Here is a 19,860-nt window from a genome sequence, read left to right as displayed (position 1 = left end):
AATGAAGCTAATTCATGTATTTTAAACTTTTTTTTGTTGTAAAATACTAAGTATGTGAGTTCGGTAGCTTATTAATTTTCAAACTTTGCTACAACAGTTTTTTTGATTTCTTTTAAAATATAGTCTGTAATAGGTTTGGTTACAACGTCCTCTACCAAAGGATTTTCCAATAATTTATCTATATCTTGTTGATAGGCAGAAGATGTTAAAACAAAAATCATACAATTATCTGGGGCGACAAATTTTTCAAATTGGTCCATAAACTGCCAACCATCCATTACAGGCATATTTAAATCTAGAAAAATAATATAATTGGTTTCCTTTGAATATTCCCTCTTTAGATATTCGATGGCAGTTAGGCCATTTTGAAAATTACATATATCACCTTCTAATGCTGTGGCCTCAATTCCTTTTTCTAATAAAAAAGTGAATATAGGATCGTCTTCGATTAATAGTAGTTGGTAATTCATTTACTTTCTTTTGTATCTATAGTACTTTCGGTTTTCTTGACCGTTTGTTTAATGACCGTGTCTATTTCGTCTGCGGACTGAAATATAAAATTCAATACTTGTTCTTTTTCTTCAGAATCCAATAAATTCTTTTCATTCCTTATTAAATTAATTAATCCCATAAGTCGCGCTACAGGTGCTCTAACAATGTGCGATTGGGCCCAAGCAATTTCTTTAAGTTTTAAATTCTGTTTCTTTATTGCTTTAAGGTATAATACACGATCTGTTACATCTCTTGAATTGGTAACAATACCGTTAATGGTAGGTTCTTTTATTTGATTGGTGGCAATTGTTTCTATCCATCTCCAATTACCTTCCTTATTTTTGAACCTGAAGGGTTCTATAATGACCTGCGACTTTTCAATAGCATCCTTAAACTGCTTAAAAACCGATTCTTGGTCTTCTGGATGGATATAATCAAAAGCATTGGTGCCAATAAACTCCTCTGGAGCAATTTGTAACACTTTTAAAGAAGTTGGACTTACATAATTGTAATTACCTTCTAAATCTAAAATACCAATAAGATCACTTCCTTCCTGTACTAAAGTTTTAAAACGACGTTCACTTTGTTCTAAATGATATTGGGCCTTTTTCTTTTCGGTAATATCCTTCGCCACACAATAAACGATTCCATCTCCTGTATTACTCTTTGAGGACCATAACATTGGTATTAAACTACCATTTTTATGAACATACCTATTCTCAAAATTGGTTTCTTGTTCTCCTGAAATTACTAATTTCTCAGATTTTAAGGTGGCAAACCGATCCTCATGATAAACAAAATCAATATAATACTTGCCAATCAATTCATCCGGAGAATATCCCCATATTTTTTCGCTTGCCTTACTTACCGTCCTAAAAATACCATCTTCATCTAGTGTACAAATGATGTCCAGAGAAGTATCAAAAATTTTCTCTAATGCCAGATTTTTCTTTTCAATTTCTTTTTTGGTTTTTCTGAATTCAAACAATTGCACGACTTGTTTAGCAAGCGTTTGTAAACCGTTAATTTGAATTTCATTAAGCTTTTTTGGTCGATCATCAATAACACATAGAGCACCAAGCCTAAAACCAAGAGGAGTTGTTAAGGAAACACCGGCGTAAAAGGAAACGTTGGGGGCGTTTTGAACCATAGGGTTATCTGCAAACCGAGCATCCTTTTTCGCATCCTCTACAATCAATACATCTGCATCATTTTTAATAATGTATTGGCAGAACGAATGTTCCAATGGAATTTCATTCAAGTCTATACCATGAAACGACTTAAAATGCAGACGTTTATCGTCGATTAAAGTTATTAAACCTATAGGTGTGTTGCAGATAGCTGCAGCTAATTTGGTTATTTCGTCATAAACATTTTCGGGTATAGTGTCCATAAGTTCATAAGATTCCAAGGTCCTTATTCTTCTGCTATTGTCAATTCTAGAATTTGCCATAAAATTTGGGATAACTATTCTAAATTATTGTAGTCACTAACCGATATTCGGTAGGAAAACACTTTAAAAAAGTCGACAAATCTAGATTTTATCTTTTTTAAATCAGCTTAATTAAGAATACTTTAATTTACATTTATGAAATCAACAAGTTTTTAAATAATTAATAATCAATTGTTTATGATAAGCGACTATATTGTGCCTTATTGGTAGCGGACTTTAAGACACAGCCCTTCAAATTTTTAGTATTAAAAGCCTTTTTCATGTTTTGTGAAGCTTTGATTTCATAGAAAAGCTATTTTTGTTGAATGAACCAACTACCCCTAAAATTGCTTAATAATTTAGCAAGCCGTAAAAAGGAAGAGACTTTTCGGAAATTAAACTCTATAAATGGTTTAATAGATTTTTTATCAAATGACTATTTAGGTTTTGCAACAAATGAAACCTTGTTTTCAAAAACGTTTCAGTTATTATTAAACGAAAGTGTTGCTTCAAACGGATCAGGTGGATCAAGGTTATTGTCAGGTAATCATAAATTGTACACTATTCTAGAACCATTATTGGCTACATTTTATAAAGTAAATTCTGCGCTTGTCTTTAACTCTGGTTATGATGCCAATATGGGGTTGTTCAGTGCCATACCACAACGTGGTGATTTAATTTTTTATGATGAGTTGGTTCATGCCAGTATTCGAGAAGGTATACGTATGAGCAATGCGAAGGCCTATAGCTTTTTACATAATGATCTAAATAGTTTAAAGGAAAAAATAGATTTAAATTCTGCTAGAAATGAGAATGATGAACTAGTAATTTATGTAGTTACGGAAACTGTTTTTTCTATGGATGGAGACACACCTGATTTAAAAGCATTTGCAAAGTACACCAAAGCGAATGGTTATAATTTAATAGTAGATGAGGCTCATGCAGTTGCGGTTATAGGGAAGAACGGTGAAGGTCTGATACCAGCGCTAGGCCTTGAAAATGATGTATTTGCCAGGACGGTTACTTTTGGAAAAGGATTTGGTTGTCACGGTGCAGCAATATTGGGTTCTGAAGATTTGAAAGATTATTTGGTGAATTTCGCTAAACCTTTTATTTATACTACAGCATTAACACCACATACGCTAGCAACCATAATTACAGCGCATACATTTTTTGAAGAATTAGGTGAGGAGCCAAAACTCAAATTAAAAGAGAACATTGAGTTTTTCAAAAAGCAAATTAGTTCTCAAAAGATAAATCAACTTTTTATACCTAGTAATACAGCTATACAAGGCTGTATAATTCCTGGTTCAAAAAAAGTAAAAATAGTTTCTAAAAAACTCATAGACAAAGGCTTTAATGTAAAAGCGATTCTTGCACCAACAGTGCCAGAAGGGCAAGAAAGACTCAGAATTTGTTTGCACAGCTTTAATTCAAAAGAAGAAATAGGGCTTTTAATAAAATTGTTATCTAGCTTTATTTAAAAATACATGGAAGATAAATTTTATCAACTCGCCACTTTTGAATATGTTGCCGATGTACAGATAGTGAAAGGAAAACTTGAGTCTGAAGGGATACCGGTATTTCTTAGAGATGAAAACACATTGAATTCCGATCCTATAATCAGTAATGCTATTGGTGGGGTTAAATTACAGGTTTACTCTAAAGATAAAGATAGGGCAGTAGCTATATATAATGAAATTAGGGCTTATGCTATTGATAATGATGGTGAACCTATTGTTTGCCCAAATTGTAAAGCTCAAAAATCAGAAGCTTATTATAACAGGAAAGGAGTTTTTTATAAACTTTTTCCATTTTTTGAAAAAAGAAAATATAAGTGCCTAAATTGTGGCATGATCACAAACTCAAAGTAAGAACAGAATGCAGAAGATTTTTGTAACCGGAATTTCAACAGGAGTAGGAAAAACTATCGCTTCGGCCATTTTTACTGAAGCCTTACAGGCAGATTATTGGAAACCTGTACAAGCAGGAGATTTAGACAATTCAGATACCGATAGGGTTAAAATTCTGATCTCGAATGATAAGACTAAATTTCACCCATGCAGTTATGAGTTGACATCTCCAATGAGTCCGCATGCTGCTGCTGAAATCGATGGTATTCGAATTGATCGATTTCATATCAATGAACCTGAAACAGAAAACAATTTAATTATAGAAGGTTCTGGCGGAATTTTGGTGCCCTTAAATGAGGAAGACACCTTGTTCGATATAATAATGCCAGATTATAAAGTTGTTGTGGTGTCAAGAAATTATTTAGGCAGTATAAATCATTCTTTATTGACCATATATTGGTTGCAAAACAAAGGATATGATGTTTCTGTTTTGTTTAGTGGAGAAGCTAATCCGCAATCAGAAAATATTATTCTACAAAAAACCGGAGTATCTCTTTTGGGTAGAATTGATGAAGAGGAGAAATTTGATAAAGACGTTATTAAAAAATATGCCGATAAGTTTAAGGGTGCATTAAGGTCACTATAAGCGTTGTAGGATTTCTGCATTTTCAACGGTAGCAAAATTGCGATAATGCTTGGCTAAATATGCGTCAATATATTCATTTTCCTCAATTTCTTTTTTGTCCAAAATTCGTCGTCCTTTTCGAATCACCACCGTTTTTGGTTGTAATTCTTCCATAATATATTTCAGTTCTTCTAGAGAATTATTCCTTGGGTTGTCAAAGAAAGTAAAAAGTTCATCTCTGCAAATGTTACTTGGGTGGGTCGAGGCAATCGTTGGGGGTAAGGTGTCTAAATGCCAATAACCGATATGATATTCAAAAAACAAAATATTTTTAGTCTCTAGGTTATTTTTTTTTATAAAAGAAGGTACAGAAAATCCCTCCCCATTAAAGAATGTATTGCGTTCATACTTGTTTTTAAGAATATTGGCATATTCCAAATAACTTTCTGCAGGGACTAATAAAACCAGAAGTAGTACATATTTGGGTACTTTAGGTTTGTAGTCTATGGTTAGTTTCTGAACCACTATTGCAACCAAAATCAATAGCATGGGGTGTAATTGTATAAGGTAATGCCCGTTTATTCTTCCGCCTTTTACAAATGACACCAATACACCGGCAATAGCAACCAATACTATTTGTACTGTCCTATTCCTAAAATTAAGATTACGGCTTTTATAAGCGTAAAAAAGAAAAAGACCTGTTACGACAAATATTGGGGCTAGTTTAAAAATAGAATACCTTCTGGCTTCAGTGTATTCTAAAGGAGCTAAAACGACAGAATCCCACCAAACAAAGGTTTGATCAGAAAGATAGTAGGGTAGTATTGTTGCAAAAATAATGGCTAAAACACCCACACCGAATATTATTACATGAAGTATTTTGATATACTTTTTCGAGAAAAATGATTCGTAAATAAGATAGAGGCCGATAAAGAATATAGGGAAAGCCATATTCAGTTTCACCATAACCGTAATTCCCATTAACAAGCCTGCTAGAAAAGTATAATCTAGTGTCTTTTTACTTTGTAAAAGGTAGATTGCCGGGACAAAAAATGCGATACAAATATGTTCAGACATTACACCTTGTAGGCTGCCGAAAAGGCTTAATAGAAAAATACAGAGCACGCCGACTATAATAGAGGCTTTTTTAGATAGCACTGATAATGCAATCTTATACGTGAAGTAAGCAGTAACGACAACTAAAAAAACGCCTGCCAATCGTATCGCGATAAAGCTTTTGCCGAAGACAGATATGATTGCGGCAAAAAAGGCGAAAGTTAACGGTGGTTTTAAATCCCACAATTGGGTGTAGGGTAGAAAGCCATCTGCCCAAGATTGGCCTAAAAGAATAAAAGTACTTTCATCTCGGTCAATATAATCTCGAAAGAAAAATGGAAAACGAATAAAAAAGGTAATTATAAAAAAGATAAGGAATACCAAGCTATTCTTTATCTCGGAAAAATTTAAAAATGCTTTTTTGTTTCTTTTTAAGTGCATCTCTTTGTTGCGGTTTATTTCCCGATCTTTGCAAGATAGATAAAATGACGAATTATAAATTCTATGACCGTGGAAAATCTATCTACTCGAGATAAAAAACATTTATGGCATCCGCTAACCCAACATAAGTTGAATAAACGGCAATTGGCTATTGTTAGAGCGAAAGATGCGCTTTTGTTTGATGAGGACGGAAAAGAATATATTGATGGTATAGCTTCTTGGTACACGGTAATGTATGGTCATTCTAACAAGTATATAGTTTCGGCAATGACCAAGCAAATGAACAAGTTAGATTTTGTGATGTTCAGTGGTTTAACGCACGAACCGGCAATTGAATTATCTGAGAAATTAATGGAGATTTTACCAAAAAATCAGGCAAAGATATTTTTCAATGATAATGGTTCTACGGCTATTGAAGCTGCCATAAAAATGGCATTGCAATTTTATCATAACAATGGTGAGTTAAGAGATACGCTAATAGCGTTTGAAGATGGATTTCATGGCGATACCTTTGGTGCTATGAGCGCATCAGGACTTTCATCATACAACGGCCCTTTTGAAGATTTTCTTTTGAAGGTTGTACGAATACCTACACCACAAGCGAATAATATTAAGGAAGTAAAAAAAAGGCTAACTAAAATTCTGCAAGAAAACAAATGTGCAGCTTTCATATTTGAGCCTTTAGTGCAAGGTGCAGCTGGCATGAAATTTCATTCTGCTAAAGGATTAGATGAATTGATTGATCTATGTCAAGAAAACAAAGTCTTAAGTATTGCCGATGAAATAATGACTGGTTTCGGTAAAACAGGAAAGAATTTTGCTTCAGATTATCTTGAAAACAAACCTGATATTATTTGTTTGAGCAAAGCACTCACGGCAGGTATGTTTCCTTTAAGTATTACAAGTTGTTCAAAAGCAGTTTTTAATCGATTTTTAAGTGACGAGGTTCATAAAGGGTTCTTTCATGCGCATACATTTAGTGCACATCCAATTGGTTGTGCCGCTGCCTTAGCGAGTATTGAACTTTTAAATTCACCTGATATTGTAGAAAGAAGAAAATATATTGAGAGCTGCCATAACTCTTTTGCTACTATAATTGAGAAGCATAAAAAAGTTGGTAATGTGAGAGTGATAGGGGTTATACTGGCCATTGACTTAAGCATACAAATGGAGCGCTATGGTAATTTACGCGATGACTTATATGATTTCTTTGTAGAGAAAGGGGTTTTATTAAGACCACTCGGTAATACAATTTACGTGCTTCCGCCTTATGTAATTACAAATTCCGAACTTCAAAAAATTTACGATACCATTACAGCGGCATTAGAAACTATTTAGATAACGATGTTGAAAGAGAAAATATCCATAACAGCTATAGCATCGCTCTCACCTTTAGGAAGCACATTAGAAGAAACTTGGCAGTCTTATCAAAATAATGAACATTATTTTTCATTGATTCAGAAAAATGGCGAGAAGTCTTGGGTTTCACCATTGTCTAAATCGGGTAGCGTTCTAGTTGAGAAACTTCGAGTATCTGATACTAAGTATAGGAAATTAGACGAAAGCGTTTTATATGCAATGGTCGCTTCAAGATTGGCCGTAAGAGATTCTGGGTGGAAAAGCGATTCCGAATTCGGAATCAATTTAGGTTCGTCTAGAGGGGCAACAAAATTATTCGAACAATACCATACAGAGTTTTTAGAAACAGGTTTAACATCAACATTAAGTTCGCCCACCACCACCTTAGGTAATATTTCTTCATGGGTATCACATGATTTAGGAGCTTCAGGTCCTGAAATTTCCCATTCCATTACTTGTTCTACGGGTCTACATTCTGTGCTAAATGGTATTGCTTGGATCAATAGCGGTATGGTCATTAAGTTTTTGGTCGGAGCAAGTGAAGCACCCTTGACAGATTTTACGATTGCCCAAATGAAGGCATTGAAGATTTACGCAAAAGCGCCCGGATCGAACCCTGCCTCGGTAGTTGAGCGTAGCATAAACTACCCTTGCCAAGCATTGAATTTAGAAAAGGAGTACAACAGTATGATACTTGGTGAAGGTGCATCGGTAGTGTGTTTAGAAAAGGGAATTGTGAAAAATGCTTTGGCTACAATTGACGGTGTCGGTTATGCAACTGAAATTTTAAAACACAACACATCTATTTCTACGAATGCCGTTTGTTTTCAAAAATCGATGAAAATGGCCATGGGTGATCTAGACCCCTCTGAGGTTGATGCCGTAGTAATGCATGCGCCAGGAACTATACAAGGTGATTTATCAGAATATAATGCTATTAAAAAAGTTTTTGTCAGTAACATACCTTTGTTAACAACTAACAAATGGAAATTAGGTCACACTTTTGCTACTTCAGGAATGCTTAATTTGGAGTTGGCACTTTTAATGCTTCAATATAATGAATTCATACCGGTGCCATTTTTAAAACAAGAAGTTATGAAAACGAATATTAAGAAAGTTATGGTAAATTCTGTAGGTTTTGGGGGTAATGCTGTCAGTGTTTTGGTGTCTAAAAATTAAAGTATGCTGGTCGCTAACTAAATAAATACGCATTAAGTTTTTATCTAATTGGCTTTAAGTATTATCTTTCAAATATCGACTAAATAGGATTTTTATGGAAACTTGGTTTAACGCATTAACCGTTTTTGAGAAAGTATACTGGGTAGTTGCTTGTATTGCATCTTTCTTTTTATTGATTTTTTTGGTTATGACTCTTTTTGGGGGAGATACAGATGATATGAGCGGAGATGTGGATGCTGATATTGATAGTGACCATGGGATAGACTTTCAGTTTTTATCCTTCAAAAATTTAACGGGCTTTTTTACCATTTTTGGATGGACTGGCATTGCTTGTTTAGATAATGAACTTTCTCACACCCTTACAGTAATTATTTCAGTTATATGTGGCTTATTAATGATGGTTGCTATGGCTTCTCTTTTTTATTATTTGGCCAAATTACAGAGTAGTGGTACACTAAAATTGAGTAATGCGTTGAATCAAGTAGGAGAAGTATACTTAACGATAGGCGCCAATAGATCTCGAATTGGCAAGGTGAGTATTAATGTGCAAGGAACGTTAAGAGAATTAGAAGCCTTAACTGATGAAAATGAAGATTTAACTCAAAGCAATGTGGTGCGTGTAAAACAGGTAACCGCAAATGGATTATTAATCGTTGAACTATTAAATAAATAACCCTATGATATTACCATTACAATTAGGTGGAGGTGCATCTTTGATCGCTATCGGATTTGCAGTTCTCTTTTTCTTTATCATTATAATTTCCTTTATTAGAAGGTACAAAAGATGTCCTTCAGATCGTATTCTTGTAGTTTATGGTAAGGTAGGAGGGGGTAATTCTGCAAGATGTATACATGGTGGTGCAGCTTTTATATGGCCGGTAATTCAAGACTATCAATTTTTGGATTTAACGCCTATTTCTATCGAGGTTAATTTAGTAAACGCTTTAAGTAAGCAGAATATACGCGTAAATGTACCTTCAAGATTTACCATCGGGGTTTCTACCGAGCCAGGTATTATGCAAAATGCTGCAGAACGCTTACTTGGATTAGGACAAAATGAAATTCAAGAATTAGCACAAGAGATTATTTTTGGTCAGTTACGTTTGGTTGTAGCTTCGATGGATATTGAAGAAATAAATTCAGATAGAGATAAATTTTTAACCAATATCTCACAGAGTGTAGAATCTGAATTGAAGAAAGTAGGTCTTAAATTGATCAATGTAAATATTACTGATATTGTTGATGAGTCTGGTTATATTGAGGCACTAGGTAAAGAGGCTGCTGCCCATGCTATTAATGCAGCACGAAAATCTGTTGCAGAAAAGAACAGAGATGGTTCTATTGGTGAGGCTAATGCAGTACAAGATGAACGTACTCAGGTCGCTGCTGCAAATGCAAAAGCTGTAGAGGGTGAAAACATTGCGAAAATTAATGTTGCCAATTCAGATTCATTACGTCGTCAACGAGAAGCGGAAGCAGAACGTACGGCCATTGCATCGGAAAAGGTACAAACCGCTAAAGCACTTGAAGAGTCCTATGCAGCTGAACAAATGGCCGAATTAGCAAGAGCTGAGCGTGTTCGTAGTTCTCAAATGGCTGATATTGTCGTTCCTGCCGAAATAGATAAGAAAAAGGTTGAAATTGATGCTGAAGCTAATGCAGAAAGAACAAGACGTATTGCAAAAGGGGAAGCAGATGCTATCTTGTTTAAAGCACAGGCTGAAGCACAAGGACTATTAGAGGTTTTGACAAAGCAAGCACAAGGTTTAGATGAAATCGTGAAGGCAGCAGGGAATAACCCAAAGGATGCTGTTCTTTTGTTAATTGCTGATAAATTACCTGAATTGGTAAGAACGCAGGCCGAAGCAATTAAGAATATCAAAATTGATAAAGTAACCGTTTGGGATTCTGGTACCAAAGGCGAAGATGGTAAAAGTTCTACAGCCAATTTTATCTCTGGTATGTATAAATCTGTACCGCCACTTCAAGAAATGTTCAATATGGCAGGAATGCAGTTGCCTGAATACCTAAAAGGTAAAGATGTTGTCTCGGAAACAATTGAAGAAGAAACTAAATCTTCAAGTGCAACTAAGAATAAAGAGGGTAAATAATTTTTCGTTATTCTGATTTTAAAAAATCGCATAATTAAGATATAAACTAGATTTCCACTATTTTTGGTGGCAGAAAGAATATGAGATTATATGAGCGAAGCAAGACATAATTGGTCAAAAGTAGAAATTCTAGAAATATATAATAAACCGTTAATGGAGCTTCTTTATGAGGCTGCAACTGTACATAGAAAAAACCATGACCCAAATACGGTTCAGGTTTCTACTTTGCTTTCTATTAAAACAGGAGGTTGTCCTGAAGATTGTGGGTATTGCCCTCAAGCAGCTCGTTATCATACAGATATTGAAGGAAACGATCTAATGGCAGTTTCTCAAGTTAAGGCTCAAGCCTTACGAGCGAAAGCCTCTGGAAGCTCAAGAGTTTGTATGGGTGCCGCTTGGAGAAATGTAAAAGATGGCCCAGAGTTCGACCAAGTTTTAGAAATGGTTCGAACTATTAATAAATTAGATATGGAGGTATGTTGCACGTTGGGCATGATTACCGAAAACCAAGCAAAGCGATTGGCAGAAGCTGGTTTATACGCTTACAACCATAATCTAGATACTTCTGAGGATTATTATAAAGATGTTATTTCTACACGTGCATTCGAGGACCGTTTAGATACTATAGAGAATGTTCGTAAAAGTAATGTAACTGTCTGTAGCGGCGGTATTATTGGTATGGGTGAGGCTTTAGAAGATAGAGCAGGCATGTTAGTTGCTTTAACCTCTTTGAATCCACAACCTGAATCTGTTCCTATTAATGCGCTAGTGGCGGTTGAAGGTACACCAATGGAGGATATTGAACCAGTTTCTATATGGGATATGATACGTATGGTAGCTACCACTAGAATTGTAATGCCAGAAACCCAAGTTCGTTTATCTGCAGGACGTACAGAAATGAGTAGAGAAGGGCAGGCTATGTGTTTCTTTGCCGGAGCAAATTCAATCTTTGCAGGCGATAAATTATTGACTACCCCAAATCCTGATGTAAATGAGGATATGGCTATGTTCAAGATGCTGGGCTTAAATCCACAAAAACCATTTACAAAGGTGTCGCAACCAAAAACGGTTGAAGCTGAAGATTCTCAAATTGAAGCATTAGGGGAGAAGCCAAAATGGTCTAGGCCAGGTCATTCCATTGAACGTAATGAAAATGCGAAGCAAAAGGCTAAAATTAGTAACTAGGCCCACATTAATACATTTTTAATAAATTATATTCTTATCGTTAATTACCTTTGGTTTCCCTAAAAAACCACATGTAATTGAAGTTAGCAGATATTCCTAGAGTAAGTTATATTACTAAGAACGATTTTATTGAGAACTACTTTAAGCCCCAAAAACCGGTTGTTTTGGAAAGGGCTATTGAATATTGGCCTGCTTTTGATAAGTGGAATCTTGATTATATGAAAAAGATTGCAGGTGATAAAATCGTGCCTTTGTACGATAATAGACCTGTGCAGCATAAAGATGGTTTTAATGAGCCACATGCCAAGATGAAGATGGCAGATTATGTTGATTTGTTAAAAAATGAGCCTACTAAATATCGAATTTTTCTTTGGAATATTTTGAAAGAGGTGCCTGCATTACAAAAAGATTACACCTTTCCTGATTTTGGTTTAAAACTTTTGAAAGGATTGCCCATGTTGTTTTTTGGTGGTAAGGATTCGTACACCTTTATGCATTACGATATTGATTTGGCCAATATATTTCACTTTCATTTTGATGGCGAAAAGGAGGTTGTGCTCTTTCCACAATCGGAAACAAAAAATCTCTATAAAGTTCCACATTCATTAATTACTCATGAAAGTATTGATTTTTCAAACCCAGATTATGAAAAGTGGCCTATTTTAGAAAGAGCTTCTGGTTATAAAACTACCTTATCACATGGCGAAGTGTTGTATATGCCAGAAGGTTATTGGCACTATATGAAGTATAATTCTCCTGGATTTTCCATGAGTCTTCGGGCTATGGCTCGTAATCCGAAAAATTTAGCGAAAGCTTCTTATAATATTCTGATAATGCGGTATTACGATGTATTGATGAGAAAACTTAAAGGGCAAGACTGGATAGATTGGAAGAACAAAAAGGCTATTTCAAGAACGAATAAAAGTCTTGAAACTTTGGCTGAAAAATAAATTTTTATTTTATGAGTTCTTGCAATTTCTCATACACCAAGTGACTCTCCCATCCTCTATACAATAGATAATCAGCAAGTTTTTTTCTCCTTTTTTGAATATTAGATTCAGATATTTGCCCTAATCTTTTTACAGCTAAAGTGTCTAATGTGTTTAAATAATTTTGAGGGTCTATTTCTTTTAAAGCAGTAGTTATGTTGTATTTAGAAATGTTTCTAAATTTTAATTCGTTGACAATTCTATTCTTTCCCCACTTTTTAATATTGAATTTTCCTCTTGCAAAACTCTTCGCAAAACGTTCTTCGTTTAAAAACCTATCTTCAATAAGCTGAGCTATAATGGTGTCAATAGCTAGCGGAATCATACCCATATCTTTCAGTTTGCTATTAACCTCTTTATGGCAACGATCTTGATAGGCGCAATAACTCTCTATTTTTTTTGTGGCTTCTTGAATGGTGTAGCCTTTAGTTTTGTACTTCATACTTTTCAAAAATACTAAACAAAAAAAGCGACTCCGTTAGGAAGTCGCTTTTTTTGTTTAATATATTGTTTTACCGTCTTTGTTTTTAAAACGGTATTCAAGATACGTATACGCATCACGTGGTTGTATTTTGACCCATCTTTTGTATTCTAAGAACCATTTTGTTCTCAATGATGGAAATCCTTTAGTGATATAGGCAGCTATAAAAGGATGTATATTTAGTGTTATACTGTTATCCTTTGCTGGCCCTTTAAGGAGTTTTTCAAGATCCACTGTAATTTTGTCTATTAAAACAATAGGTGCTTCGACCTCTTTCCCCGTATTATTTGGGTCTTCTTCGGTTGTTTTAATATTCATTTCAGGGCGTACCCTTTGTCGGGTAATCTGGATCAAACCAAATTTACTTGGGGGTAGTATTTTGTGTTTGGCGCGATCATCTTTCATCTCATCTCTTAGATGTTCAAAAAGCCTTTTTCTATGCTGTGGTTTTACCATGTCGATAAAATCTACGACAATGATGCCACCCATATCACGTAGGCGCAATTGCCTTGCAATTTCGGTTGCTGCCAATAGATTTACCTCAAGGGCAGTATCTTCTTGGTTTTTGGCTTTATTGGATCTATTACCACTATTAACATCTACCACATGAAGTGCTTCGGTATGCTCTATAATTAAATAGGCTCCTTTGCTCATGGTAGCGGTACGGCCAAAAGACGTTTTAATTTGTCTTTCTATCCCAAATTTTTCAAAAATAGGTACGTTGGAGTCGTAGTGTTTGACGATACTCTCCTTGTCTGGTGCAATTTCGGCCACGTAGTCCTTAACTTCATTATATAAGGTGATGTCATCTACATGAATACCTGTATAGCTATCGTTAAATACATCTCTTAAAATAGAAGATGCTCTATTGAGTTCTACAAATACTTTTGATGGTGTTTGAGCACGATATAATTTTTTACACATTGCTGACCATTTGTTCAGCAAGTTTTCTAGATCTTTGTCCAGCTCCGCAACTTTTTGCCCTTCTGCAACTGTTCTGATAATTACACCAAATCCTTTTGGTTTAATACTCCTAACTAGTCTTTTCAACCTGTCTTTCTCTTCCTTGCTCTCTATCTTTTGAGATACCGATACACGGTCTGAGAAAGGAACCATAACCAAAAAACGTCCGGCTATTGATAGCTCAGAGCTAATTCTTGGTCCTTTAGTAGATATAGGTTCTTTTACAATTTGAACCAATAAAGATTGGTTTGCTTTTATGACATCGGTTATTACACCGTTTTTATCAATATCGGTTTCAACCGGAAAGTTTTTTAAGGAATAATCCTTTAATTTTCCTGAACTCACTTGTTTTATGAACTTAAGCATAGAAGATAATTGAGGACCAAGGTCATGGTAATGCAAAAATGCATCTTTTTCATAGCCAACGTTAACAAACGCAGCATTGAGACCGGTCACCGGTTTTCTGATTTTGGCGAGAAAAATATCACCTACAGAAAAATCATTACTACTTTCTTCTTTATGCAGTTCAGTGAGTTTTCCGTCCTTTAATAAGGCAAAGTCAACGGCTTGGGAACTAGATCTTACGATTAATTCTCTATTCACCTGAATATATTTTTAGTTGTTCCAACAAATTGTATGGAACGAACTGATTAAACAAATACCATAGACAGATACTAACGTATCTGCCGAAATCCAATATATATGGATTTCTATGTCAATGAACGTAAAAAGAAAAAGTAGTTATAAAACTACTTTTTCTTGTGTCGGTTAGCTCTTCTACGCTTCTTGCGCTTGTGTGTAGCTACCTTATGTCTTTTTCTTTTCTTACCGCTTGGCATAAAGTTCTTTTTTTAAGATTAATTATTTTACGTGTACGTTGCTCTTAACTCCTTCTACAAAAACCTTTGCAGGTTTAAATGCTGGAATGTTGTGAGCGGGTATTTTAATGGTTGTATTTTTGGAAATATTTCTACCGGTCTTTTCGGCTCTAGTTTTAATAATAAAACTGCCAAAACCTCTAAGGTAAACATTGTCACCACTTTCCAATGATGTTTTTACCTCTTCCATAAAGGATTCAACTGTAGCTTGTACATCTCCTTTTTCAATTCCCAGCTTATCTGAGATTTTCGATACAATTTCCGCTTTCGTCATCTTTCAATATTAGATTTTCTGTATGTTTTTTCGGGTTGCAAATATATAAATTAAATTCAATCTTTCTTTCTAATGGGTTAATTTTAAGTGTATAAACTGCTACTTTTATCACTTAGTATTGAACAGCATGTCGTTTTCGGGTAAAATTTTAGATTGGTATCATCAAAATAAGCGTTCATTGCCATGGCGCAAATCTTTAGATCCATACAAAATATGGTTGTCAGAAATCATTCTTCAACAGACTCGTGTTGCCCAAGGTACACCATATTACTTAAGGTTTGTTGAGAAATTCCCAACAGTACATCATATGGCCAATGCTAGTGAAGAAGAAGTTTTAAAACTTTGGCAAGGTTTGGGCTATTATTCTAGAGCTAGAAATTTACATGCTACGTCAAAAATAGTCGTTAATCAATATAATGGTAATTTTCCAGAGACCTATAAGGAGCTATTAAAGTTGAAAGGGGTGGGTGACTATACGGCAAGTGCCATATCTTCTATATGTTATAATGAGCCCCAAGCAGTAGTAGATGGTAATGTATACAGAGTTCTGTCTAGGTATTATGGAGTTGATATCCCAATTAATAGCACTGAAGGCGTGAAGTATTTTAAGGCATTGGCTGAAAAAGTTATGGATACCAATGATATTAGAGATTATAATCAGGGTATAATGGAATTTGGTGCTATTCAATGCTCACCAAAGAAACCACTTTGTTTACATTGTCCTTTAAATGAAAGTTGTGTAGCGTTGCAAAAGGGAATTGTAGATCGATTACCAGTTAAGATGAAAAAGACAAAGGTGAGGAATCGGTACTTTAATTATCTTATACCTATATATAAGGATGCAAATGGGAATCAATTTACAAATCTTCAACAGAGAAAAGGAAAGGGTATTTGGCAGAATTTATGGGAGTTTCCGTTATTAGAATCCAATTCTATATTAGATATAGGAGATGTAGATAATAGGTATAAGGAAGTATTGGATGGTATTGGCGAAGTTGAATTAATAGAATTTAATCAGGTTGCAATTATTCATAAGTTATCACATCAGCATTTACACACTAAATTCTGGATATTAAATACAGGCATTCAAATTCCAAATCAAATTTCCTTTGAAAAAATTAAAGAATTTCCTGTACCTGTTTTAATAGCGGATTTTATAAAAGCATTTAAATTTTAGTACTTTTGATTTTTATATCTTTAAGTTATGAGCGGTACATTAAATAAGGTAATGTTGATTGGACATTTAGGTGATGAGGTGAAAATGCATTATTTTGAAGGCGGAGGCAGTATTGGTAGATTTCCTATTGCCACAAATGAGACATATACCAATAAATCTACTGGTGAGCGTGTTACAAATACCGACTGGCATAACATTGTAGTAAGAAACAAAGCCGCCGAAATTTGCGAAAAATATCTAAGTAAAGGCGATAAAGTATATGTTGAAGGAAGGTTGAAAAATCGTCAATGGCAAGGTGAAGATGGTAATACAAGGTATAGTACAGAAGTACATGTGACAGAATTTACCTTTTTGACCACCAAGAAAGAGGCTGGTACAAATGATAGTAGTGTAGTTTCCATTTCTCCAAAGGCAAGTAATGACAACAGTAAGCCAACGAAGGCTCCAGCACCATTAAGCCCAGAGGCCGAGGATGACCTACCCTTTTAATAATATATAATAGTAACTATTGGACCTAGACCCCTTTCCGTTTTTAGTAACTTTATTGGCTGTAAATGGTGTGTTTATAATTAATATAATCGTACTATGTGTATTGCTTATGTGCTCTGCGCTCGTTTCTGGGGCTGAAGTCGCAATGTTCGGTCTTTCACCAAACGAAATAAAAGAGTTGCAAGATGAAAAATCGGCAAAAAGCGCTATTCTTATTAAGTTGCTTGAGCGCCCAAAAAAACTACTGGCCACCATATTAATTGCCAATAATGCCATTAATATTGGTGTTGTTCTATTGTTTAGTATAATAGGTGACACCCTGTTCAAAAATGTTAATCAAGTATTATTTGGTGTAGTATCGGTGCGCTTTTTGCTTGAAGTAGTTGTGGCAACATTTCTAATTTTAATGTTCGGTGAAATTCTACCTAAGGTATATGCAAATAGAAATAGAATGAGTTTTTCACATTTAATGGCATTCCCATTACGTGTATTAGACTTTATTTTTTCGCCATTTAGTTTACCTATGCGTTCAGGAACATTGTTTTTGTACAACAAACTAGGCAAGCAGAAATCGAATTTGAGTATAGATCATTTGTCTCAGGCATTAGATTTGACTTCACATGGTGACACTACTAAAGAAGAAAAGAAAATTTTAGAGGGTATTGTAACCTTTGGCAATACCGACACGAAACAGGTTATGCGCCCTCGTATCGATATTTTTGCCCTTAATGAGCAAATGAAGTTTCTAGAGGTTATAGGTGAAATAAAAAAAAATGGCTATTCTCGTATTCCTGTATTTGGTGAAAATATAGACACTGTAAAAGGAGTGTTGTATGTAAAAGATCTGTTGCCTTATTTAGATAGAAAAACCTTCAATTGGATTACGTTAATACGTGAGCCGTACTTTGTTCCTGAGAATAAGAAGCTTGATGATTTATTGGCAGAGTTTCAGGAAAAGAAAAATCACTTGGCAATTGTGGTCGATGAATATGGTGGTACATCAGGTTTGGTTACATTAGAAGATATTATTGAGGAAATAGTTGGTGATATTAGCGATGAATTTGATGATGAGGATTTGATTTTTTCTAAGTTGGATGATTTTAATTATGTTTTCGAAGGCAAAACTCCACTTAAAGATTTTTACCGTGTAATAAGATTAGAGGACAGCGATATCTTTGAAGAAAATAAAGGAGAATCGGAAACCCTTGCAGGATTTGTTTTAGAGAAAGCAGGAAGCTTTCCTAAACGAGGTGAAAAGATATTTTTTGAATCTTATACTTTTATGGTTGAGGGTATGGATAAAAAAAGATTGAAACAAATAAAAGTAACTCTACCCCATGAAGCTTAAATCGTTAGTTGGTATTTTGTTTGTAATTCTTTTTGTCATGAGCTGTCAAGACGAGCCAATTCCTAAACCAAAGGCTAAAATGCGTTTAGAGTATCCGCAAGGAAAGTTAGCAGATTTGGAAACTGAAAATTTCAGTTTTAAATATAATGAGCTGGCAGTGGCTAAATTGAATGGGGATAAGGCGTATACCCTTTCATATCCAGATATGAAGGGAGCTATTTTTCTTAGTTATAAGAAAGTAGATAATAATTTGGAACAATTAATTAATGATTCAAAACGACTTAGTTACGAGCATGCTGCAAAAGCAGATAATATTGTGGAACAACCTTACGTAAACCCTGAGGAAAAGATATATGGAGCTTTATTTGAAGTTCAGGGTAATGCTGCTTCACAGTCACAGTTTTTTGTAACTGATAGTACCAATCATTTTCTTACCGGTTCTGTGTATTTTTATACAAAGCCTAATTATGATTCCATACTTCCGGCGGCATCATATCTTCAAAATGACATTAGGGGAATTATAGAAACCCTTAGATGGAAAAACTAAATGTATAGTATGATGACTAAAGAGAATCTTTTAAATTGTCATAATCGAATACGACCGTTTATTCATAATACCGCAGTACTTACTTCTAGATTAATGGACAGGAAAGTAAATGCAAATTTATTTTTTAAATGTGAGAATTTTCAAAGGGCAGGTGCTTATAAAATGCGAGGCGCTACCAATGCAATTTTGCAATTATCGGATGAACAGAAGAAAAATGGAGTAGTAACACATTCATCTGGTAATTTTGCCCAAGCATTGTCTTTGGGAGCTCAAAGTGTTGGTGTAACTGCTTATATAGTAATGCCTAATACGGCGCCAGAAGTAAAAAAAGTAGGTGTAAAGGAGTATGGCGGCAAGATTTATGAGTGCGAGCCTACAGTGAAAGCTAGGCAAGCTTTGGCTGATGAAATCGCTTTAAAAACAGGAGCAACATTTATTCATCCCTCTAACGATGAGAATGTAATACTGGGCCAAGGTACTGCTGCTTTAGAGTTGTTAAAAGAGCATTCTGATTTAGATTTTATTTTTTGTCCTGTTGGTGGAGGCGGACTTATAGCAGGCTCGGCTTTAGCTGCAAAATATTTTGGGGATAATTGTAAAGTATATGGAGCAGAGCCTTTTGAGGCAGATGATGCTTATCGTTCTTTATTGAGTGGTAAAATTGAAGGCAATGGCACCGTTAATACCATTGCAGACGGGCTCAAAACTACGTTAGGGGATATTAATTTTCCTATTATAAAGGAGTTTGTAAATGGTATAATCAGGGTTGATGAAGATGAAATTGTTGCCGCAATGAAACTTGTTTGGGAACGAATGAAGATTATCATTGAACCATCTAGCGCAGTAACTGTTGCAGCAGTTATTAGACAATCTAAAGAGAACCCAGAGGTGCTAAAAAATAGAAATGTGGGAATTATTATTTCTGGTGGAAATGTCGATTTATCTAATCTTCCCTTTTAGTGCTCTAAGTTCTCCTTTAAT

Annotated in this window: 20 protein-coding genes; 14 read left to right on the top strand and 6 right to left on the bottom strand. The window is 34.9% G+C overall.

Going from position 1 to position 19,860, the window contains the following annotated elements; all coding sequences use genetic code 11:
• Positions 1-71: 71 nt before the first annotated feature.
• On the bottom strand, positions 72-470 hold the full coding sequence (locus tag AACZ41_RS00865; RefSeq protein WP_339625540.1) for a response regulator: 399 nt from the start codon (positions 468-470) through the stop codon (positions 72-74).
• Complete coding sequence (locus AACZ41_RS00860) at positions 467-1,945, bottom strand: PAS domain S-box protein (protein ID WP_339625538.1); 1,479 nt, start codon at positions 1,943-1,945, stop codon at positions 467-469. Before AACZ41_RS00860 ends, AACZ41_RS00865 begins: the two co-directional genes overlap by 4 nt.
• Before the next feature lie 305 nt (positions 1,946-2,250).
• Between AACZ41_RS00860 and AACZ41_RS00855 the strand changes: the two genes are divergently transcribed.
• From AACZ41_RS00855 to bioD, 3 genes are read left to right on the top strand one after another with little or no spacing between them, the layout of a single operon-like run.
• A complete protein-coding gene (locus tag AACZ41_RS00855; protein ID WP_339625535.1) occupies positions 2,251-3,408 on the top strand; it encodes a pyridoxal phosphate-dependent aminotransferase family protein in 1,158 nt (385 codons plus the stop codon).
• 6 nt (positions 3,409-3,414) lie between these two features.
• A complete protein-coding gene (locus AACZ41_RS00850; protein ID WP_339625533.1) occupies positions 3,415-3,798 on the top strand; it encodes a DUF2007 domain-containing protein in 384 nt (127 codons plus the stop codon).
• 7 nt (positions 3,799-3,805) lie between these two features.
• Complete coding sequence (gene bioD, locus AACZ41_RS00845; RefSeq protein ID WP_339625531.1) at positions 3,806-4,423, top strand: dethiobiotin synthase; 618 nt, start codon at positions 3,806-3,808, stop codon at positions 4,421-4,423.
• Here bioD and AACZ41_RS00840 read toward each other — a convergent pair.
• Positions 4,418-5,899 carry a glycosyltransferase family 39 protein gene (locus tag AACZ41_RS00840; RefSeq protein WP_339625529.1) on the bottom strand — a complete coding sequence of 494 codons (1,482 nt, stop codon included), beginning with the start codon at positions 5,897-5,899 and terminating at the stop codon, positions 4,418-4,420. The two genes, bioD and AACZ41_RS00840, sit on opposite strands and share 6 nt — an antisense overlap.
• 63 nt (positions 5,900-5,962) lie before the next feature.
• Between AACZ41_RS00840 and bioA the strand changes: the two genes are divergently transcribed.
• The 6 genes from bioA (at position 5,963) to AACZ41_RS00810 (ending at position 12,683) form a co-directional block, all read left to right on the top strand.
• Positions 5,963-7,237, top strand: a complete 1,275-nt coding sequence (gene bioA, locus AACZ41_RS00835; protein ID WP_339625527.1) for an adenosylmethionine--8-amino-7-oxononanoate transaminase — start codon at positions 5,963-5,965, stop codon at positions 7,235-7,237.
• Positions 7,238-7,243: 6 nt separating this feature from the next.
• Positions 7,244-8,437, top strand: a complete 1,194-nt coding sequence (locus tag AACZ41_RS00830) for a beta-ketoacyl synthase N-terminal-like domain-containing protein (RefSeq protein WP_339625525.1) — start codon at positions 7,244-7,246, stop codon at positions 8,435-8,437.
• A 94-nt stretch (positions 8,438-8,531) separates the two neighbouring features.
• The gene (locus AACZ41_RS00825) at positions 8,532-9,110 is read left to right on the top strand and encodes a hypothetical protein (RefSeq protein WP_339625522.1); all 579 of its coding nucleotides are present in this window, start codon (positions 8,532-8,534) and stop codon (positions 9,108-9,110) included.
• A 4-nt stretch (positions 9,111-9,114) separates the two neighbouring features.
• Positions 9,115-10,548 carry an SPFH domain-containing protein gene (locus AACZ41_RS00820; protein ID WP_339625520.1) on the top strand — a complete coding sequence of 478 codons (1,434 nt, stop codon included), beginning with the start codon at positions 9,115-9,117 and terminating at the stop codon, positions 10,546-10,548.
• A 90-nt stretch (positions 10,549-10,638) separates the two neighbouring features.
• Positions 10,639-11,733 (top strand): biotin synthase BioB, encoded by a 1,095-nt coding sequence (bioB, locus tag AACZ41_RS00815; protein WP_339625518.1) that lies wholly within the window; start codon positions 10,639-10,641, stop codon positions 11,731-11,733.
• Between the two features lie 77 nt (positions 11,734-11,810).
• Positions 11,811-12,683 carry a cupin-like domain-containing protein gene (locus AACZ41_RS00810; RefSeq protein WP_339625516.1) on the top strand — a complete coding sequence of 291 codons (873 nt, stop codon included), beginning with the start codon at positions 11,811-11,813 and terminating at the stop codon, positions 12,681-12,683.
• A gap of 4 nt (positions 12,684-12,687) precedes the next feature.
• Here AACZ41_RS00810 and AACZ41_RS00805 read toward each other — a convergent pair whose 3' ends face one another.
• From AACZ41_RS00805 to AACZ41_RS00795, 3 genes are all read right to left on the bottom strand, one after another.
• On the bottom strand, positions 12,688-13,164 hold the full coding sequence (locus tag AACZ41_RS00805; RefSeq protein WP_339625514.1) for a regulatory protein RecX: 477 nt from the start codon (positions 13,162-13,164) through the stop codon (positions 12,688-12,690).
• A 57-nt stretch (positions 13,165-13,221) separates the two neighbouring features.
• Positions 13,222-14,769, bottom strand: coding sequence for an Rne/Rng family ribonuclease (locus tag AACZ41_RS00800; protein WP_339625512.1), 1,548 nt, complete (start codon positions 14,767-14,769; stop codon positions 13,222-13,224).
• A gap of 258 nt (positions 14,770-15,027) precedes the next feature.
• Positions 15,028-15,318, bottom strand: coding sequence for an HU family DNA-binding protein (locus AACZ41_RS00795; RefSeq protein WP_027065813.1), 291 nt, complete (start codon positions 15,316-15,318; stop codon positions 15,028-15,030).
• A 127-nt stretch (positions 15,319-15,445) separates the two neighbouring features.
• Here AACZ41_RS00795 and mutY point away from each other — a divergent pair, with 127 nt between their 5' ends.
• From mutY to AACZ41_RS00770, 5 genes are read left to right on the top strand one after another with little or no spacing between them, the layout of a single operon-like run.
• Positions 15,446-16,495, top strand: coding sequence for an A/G-specific adenine glycosylase (gene mutY / locus AACZ41_RS00790; RefSeq protein ID WP_339625493.1), 1,050 nt, complete (start codon positions 15,446-15,448; stop codon positions 16,493-16,495).
• 27 nt (positions 16,496-16,522) lie between these two features.
• Positions 16,523-16,984, top strand: a complete 462-nt coding sequence (gene ssb, locus AACZ41_RS00785) for a single-stranded DNA-binding protein (protein ID WP_339625491.1) — start codon at positions 16,523-16,525, stop codon at positions 16,982-16,984.
• 19 nt (positions 16,985-17,003) lie between these two features.
• Positions 17,004-18,332 carry a gliding motility-associated protein GldE gene (locus tag AACZ41_RS00780; protein ID WP_339625489.1) on the top strand — a complete coding sequence of 443 codons (1,329 nt, stop codon included), beginning with the start codon at positions 17,004-17,006 and terminating at the stop codon, positions 18,330-18,332.
• Positions 18,322-18,879 (top strand): gliding motility lipoprotein GldD, encoded by a 558-nt coding sequence (gene gldD / locus AACZ41_RS00775; RefSeq protein WP_339625487.1) that lies wholly within the window; start codon positions 18,322-18,324, stop codon positions 18,877-18,879. Before AACZ41_RS00780 ends, gldD begins: the two co-directional genes overlap by 11 nt.
• Positions 18,880-18,891: 12 nt before the next feature.
• A complete protein-coding gene (locus tag AACZ41_RS00770; protein WP_339626928.1) occupies positions 18,892-19,839 on the top strand; it encodes a pyridoxal-phosphate dependent enzyme in 948 nt (315 codons plus the stop codon).
• The last annotated feature ends 21 nt before the right edge of the window (positions 19,840-19,860 follow it).

It is taken from the genome of uncultured Maribacter sp. (assembly GCF_963974015.1).
Taxonomy (GTDB): domain Bacteria; phylum Bacteroidota; class Bacteroidia; order Flavobacteriales; family Flavobacteriaceae; genus Maribacter.
Note: the sequence above shows the minus strand (reverse complement) of the source record. Positions and strands in the feature narration are given on the sequence as shown.

Coding starts and splice junctions, on each gene's coding strand:
- AACZ41_RS00865 (WP_339625540.1), bottom strand. CDS start 470: ATGAATTACCAACTACTATTAATCGAAGACGATCCTATATTCACTTTT.
- AACZ41_RS00860 (WP_339625538.1), bottom strand. CDS start 1,945: ATGGCAAATTCTAGAATTGACAATAGCAGAAGAATAAGGACCTTGGAA.
- AACZ41_RS00855 (WP_339625535.1), top strand. CDS start 2,251: ATGAACCAACTACCCCTAAAATTGCTTAATAATTTAGCAAGCCGTAAA.
- AACZ41_RS00850 (WP_339625533.1), top strand. CDS start 3,415: ATGGAAGATAAATTTTATCAACTCGCCACTTTTGAATATGTTGCCGAT.
- bioD (WP_339625531.1), top strand. CDS start 3,806: ATGCAGAAGATTTTTGTAACCGGAATTTCAACAGGAGTAGGAAAAACT.
- AACZ41_RS00840 (WP_339625529.1), bottom strand. CDS start 5,899: ATGCACTTAAAAAGAAACAAAAAAGCATTTTTAAATTTTTCCGAGATA.
- bioA (WP_339625527.1), top strand. CDS start 5,963: ATGACCGTGGAAAATCTATCTACTCGAGATAAAAAACATTTATGGCAT.
- AACZ41_RS00830 (WP_339625525.1), top strand. CDS start 7,244: ATGTTGAAAGAGAAAATATCCATAACAGCTATAGCATCGCTCTCACCT.
- AACZ41_RS00825 (WP_339625522.1), top strand. CDS start 8,532: ATGGAAACTTGGTTTAACGCATTAACCGTTTTTGAGAAAGTATACTGG.
- AACZ41_RS00820 (WP_339625520.1), top strand. CDS start 9,115: ATGATATTACCATTACAATTAGGTGGAGGTGCATCTTTGATCGCTATC.
- bioB (WP_339625518.1), top strand. CDS start 10,639: ATGAGCGAAGCAAGACATAATTGGTCAAAAGTAGAAATTCTAGAAATA.
- AACZ41_RS00805 (WP_339625514.1), bottom strand. CDS start 13,164: ATGAAGTACAAAACTAAAGGCTACACCATTCAAGAAGCCACAAAAAAA.
- AACZ41_RS00795 (WP_027065813.1), bottom strand. CDS start 15,318: ATGACGAAAGCGGAAATTGTATCGAAAATCTCAGATAAGCTGGGAATT.
- mutY (WP_339625493.1), top strand. CDS start 15,446: ATGTCGTTTTCGGGTAAAATTTTAGATTGGTATCATCAAAATAAGCGT.
- ssb (WP_339625491.1), top strand. CDS start 16,523: ATGAGCGGTACATTAAATAAGGTAATGTTGATTGGACATTTAGGTGAT.
- gldD (WP_339625487.1), top strand. CDS start 18,322: ATGAAGCTTAAATCGTTAGTTGGTATTTTGTTTGTAATTCTTTTTGTC.
- AACZ41_RS00770 (WP_339626928.1), top strand. CDS start 18,892: ATGACTAAAGAGAATCTTTTAAATTGTCATAATCGAATACGACCGTTT.